Source organism: Streptomyces sp. NPDC104367, assembly GCF_055583825.1.
This window is the reverse complement of sequence record NZ_JBVJND010000084.1, coordinates 1-2,855: the sequence shown is the minus strand read 5'-3', so window position 1 is coordinate 2,855 and position 2,855 is coordinate 1. Positions and strand designations below refer to the sequence as shown.

The 2,855-nt window shown below is 70.8% G+C and carries 3 protein-coding genes; 2 read left to right on the top strand and 1 reads right to left on the bottom strand.

Translation table 11 applies throughout. The features are described from left to right. The first annotated feature begins 23 nt into the window (after positions 1-23). Positions 24-653 (top strand): ScbR family autoregulator-binding transcription factor, encoded by a 630-nt coding sequence (locus tag ACZ619_RS45680; protein ID WP_469611962.1) that lies wholly within the window; start codon positions 24-26, stop codon positions 651-653. Positions 654-700: 47 nt separating this feature from the next. Continuing rightward, entirely contained in the window at positions 701-1,717 is a 1,017-nt protein-coding gene (locus tag ACZ619_RS45675; protein ID WP_469611960.1) for an aldo/keto reductase, read from the top strand. 60 nt (positions 1,718-1,777) lie between these two features. Here ACZ619_RS45675 and ACZ619_RS45670 read toward each other — a convergent pair whose 3' ends face one another. Further along, positions 1,778-2,461: an alpha/beta fold hydrolase gene (locus tag ACZ619_RS45670; RefSeq protein ID WP_469611959.1), complete on the bottom strand. Its 684-nt coding sequence runs from the start codon at positions 2,459-2,461 to the stop codon at positions 1,778-1,780. Positions 2,462-2,855 lie beyond the last annotated feature (394 nt).

Here is a 2,855-nt window from a genome sequence, read left to right as displayed (position 1 = left end):
CCGAACCGTACGGAAGAGGGATCATGAGCAAGCATCTCCGGACAGCCGCCGCAGCCAAGGACGCCCCGCGGGAACTCAAGCAGGAACGGGCCGGCCGCACCCGGAGGCAGCTCCTCGACGCCGCCGCCACGGCCTTCGCCGAAAAGGGGTTCCCCGCCGTCACACTCCAGGACATCGCCGACCTCGCCGAGGTGACCAAAGGAGCCGTCTACTTTCATTTCACGAACAAGGAGGCGGTGGCCGTCGCGGTCACCAAGGAGTTCTACACACAGCTGCCCGCCATCGCCGAATCGGTCACGGCCAGGCGGCTCCCGCCCCTCGACGCGGTCGCCCAGCTCCTCCTGCAGACCGCGGCCGCCCTGCGGGACAACCCGGTGATGCAGGCCGGTGCCCGGCTGCAGATCGAGCGAAACCTGGTCGACGCCGACATGCCGACGCCGTTCAGCGAATTCACCCAGCTCATCACCGAGCTACTGGCACAGGCCCAGGACGAGGGCACGCTGCGGCCCACCACCGACATCGCCTCCATGGCGCGGGTCGTCGTCGCCGCCTTCTTCGGCAGCCAGCACATCTCCTGGATCCAGCACAATCGCGAGGATCTCACGGACCGTGTACAGGAGATCATCGACATCGCCCTGCCCCGCCACACATGACATCCGCGCCCTCCCGGCCGCCCACCGCATCAAGGAGAGCCCTTCCCATGTCTTCCGCCCTCACCCTCCCCAACGTTGCTCTCGGCACCAGCGGCCCGTCGGTCGGCGCGCAGGGCCTGGGATGCATGGGCTTCAGCGAGGTCTACGGACCCAGCACACCGGCCCAGGCGCAGGAAACCCTGCAGGCCGCCCTCGACGCGGGCGTCACCATGTTCGACACCGCCGACCTGTACGGAGACGGCGGGAACGAGGTGCTCCTCGGCCCCTTCGTCCGCGCCCACCGCGAACGGGTCTTCCTCGCCACGAAGTTCGGCATCGTACGGCAGCCGGGCCGGCGGACCTGGAATCAGGTCCGTGGCGACCGCGCCTACATCCGCCGCTGCGCCGACGCGAGCCTGAAGCGTCTCGGCATCGACACGATCGACCTCTACTACGCACACCGCCGCGACCCCTCGGTCCCCCTGGAGGAGACGGTCGGCGCGATGGCGGAGCTCGTCCAGGAGGGCAAGATCCGCCACTTGGGGCTCTGCGAGGTGACCGGCCCCGAACTGCGTGCGGCCCACGCCGTCCACCCGATCACCGGGGTGCAGTCCGAGTGGTCGCTCTTCAGCCGCGACGTCGAGACGTCGGCGGTCCCCGCGGCCGCGGAACTCGGCGTGGCGTTCGTCGCGTACTCACCCCTCGGCCGCGGCCTGCTCACCGGCGCGCTCCCCGACAGCAGCGAACTGAACGCGGGCGACACCCGGCTGACGATGCCCCGGTTCACCGGCGAGCAGGCCCGCACCAACTACGCGCTCCTCGCAACCGTCCGCACAGTCGCCGCGCACCACGCCGCAACCCCCGCACAGATCGCACTGGCCTGGCTGCACCAGCAGTCCCGCGTCCACGGCCTCACCGTCCTGCCCATACCCGGCTCCCGCAAATCCTCCCGGCTGCGGGAGAACGCCGCGGCAGCGGCACTCACCCTGTCCGCAGCCGAACTCTCCGCGCTCGAACCGCTGGCGGCACAGGTGGCCGGTGCCCGCTACGCGGACATGAGCAGCACAGCAGCGGCCCGCGAGTGACCCGCGGCCGCGACGGCAGCGCACGGCATGCCGGCTCCCGGCCGGGGCCGCGCATCCACATCACACGCCCCCGCCGGCCGGCGGGAGCGCCCCGAGGACTGCCGCGAGACCGCCCGGATCACGACGGGCGATGTCATGGCCGACAGGAATCTCGTGCACCCGCCAGCCCGAGTTGCGGCGCAGCCCTTCGGCCACGGCCACGAACGGGCTGCCCGGCCACGCGCCACCGCTGACGAACGTGCGGCCGACCGCGCGCCCGGGGCCGCTCCGCAGCCTGAGCCCCTGGAGGAAGCTCGCCAGCGGGTGCGGCCGCGCACGCGGATCGGCCCCGCAGGGGACCGCGACCCAGCGACCGTCGCCGCGGGCACCGGCCATGAACAGATGCCGGAACCGGTCACTGGTCAGGGACCAGCACGAATCACCGTCCTGCGGAACATAGGCATCGATGAAGACGAGCTGATCGAGGCGGTCACCGAGCCGGTCCGCGACACCGGCGATCACCATCCCGCCATAGCTGTGCCCACACAGCACGAGAGGCCTTTCACCACCACAGTCGATGATCCCGGCCACCTGATCGATATGAGTGTCGAGATTCGGCGGCCGCCCCACATCGACCGGACCATCCGACTCCAGCCCTGCCAGGGTCACCGCCTCGACCCGGTGACCGTCGCGGCGCAGCTCCGCCGCCACCGCGTCGAACGCCCACCCACCCTGCCAACCACCCGGCACCAACACAAACTTCACCACCCCATCATAAGCGAGACACAACCCCACCCATACGTTCCGTGACGACACGTCACGGCAGTCTCAGGACCGGCCCCCCCGACCAGCCGCTTCCATAACAGCAGACCACCCGACCGCACCCCGCCGTCCGATGAGCACCGACGGCGGTAGAGCGGCCCCGACCCAGCAATACGCCGCCGGGGCGGCCGTGGATCCACGAGAGGCCTCCCAGATCGAGACGTCGGCGGATGCGGGTGCCGGTGCGGGTGCGCGTGCGGGTACGGGTGACGCAGGCGAGACGCGCCTCGGCATCACCGACAGGCCCAGGGACAGACACCGGCCTGCTTCCCGCCTGGCCGGCAGGGGATGCCGTTCGAGAAGCAGGCGAAGCCCTCGGCGAACAGGACGCGGGGCC

Bases quoted from the DNA above. Each gene is read 5' to 3' on its own strand.
- ACZ619_RS45680 (WP_469611962.1), top strand. From the start codon at position 24: ATGAGCAAGCATCTCCGGACAGCCGCCGCAGCCAAGGACGCCCCGCGG.
- ACZ619_RS45675 (WP_469611960.1), top strand. From the start codon at position 701: ATGTCTTCCGCCCTCACCCTCCCCAACGTTGCTCTCGGCACCAGCGGC.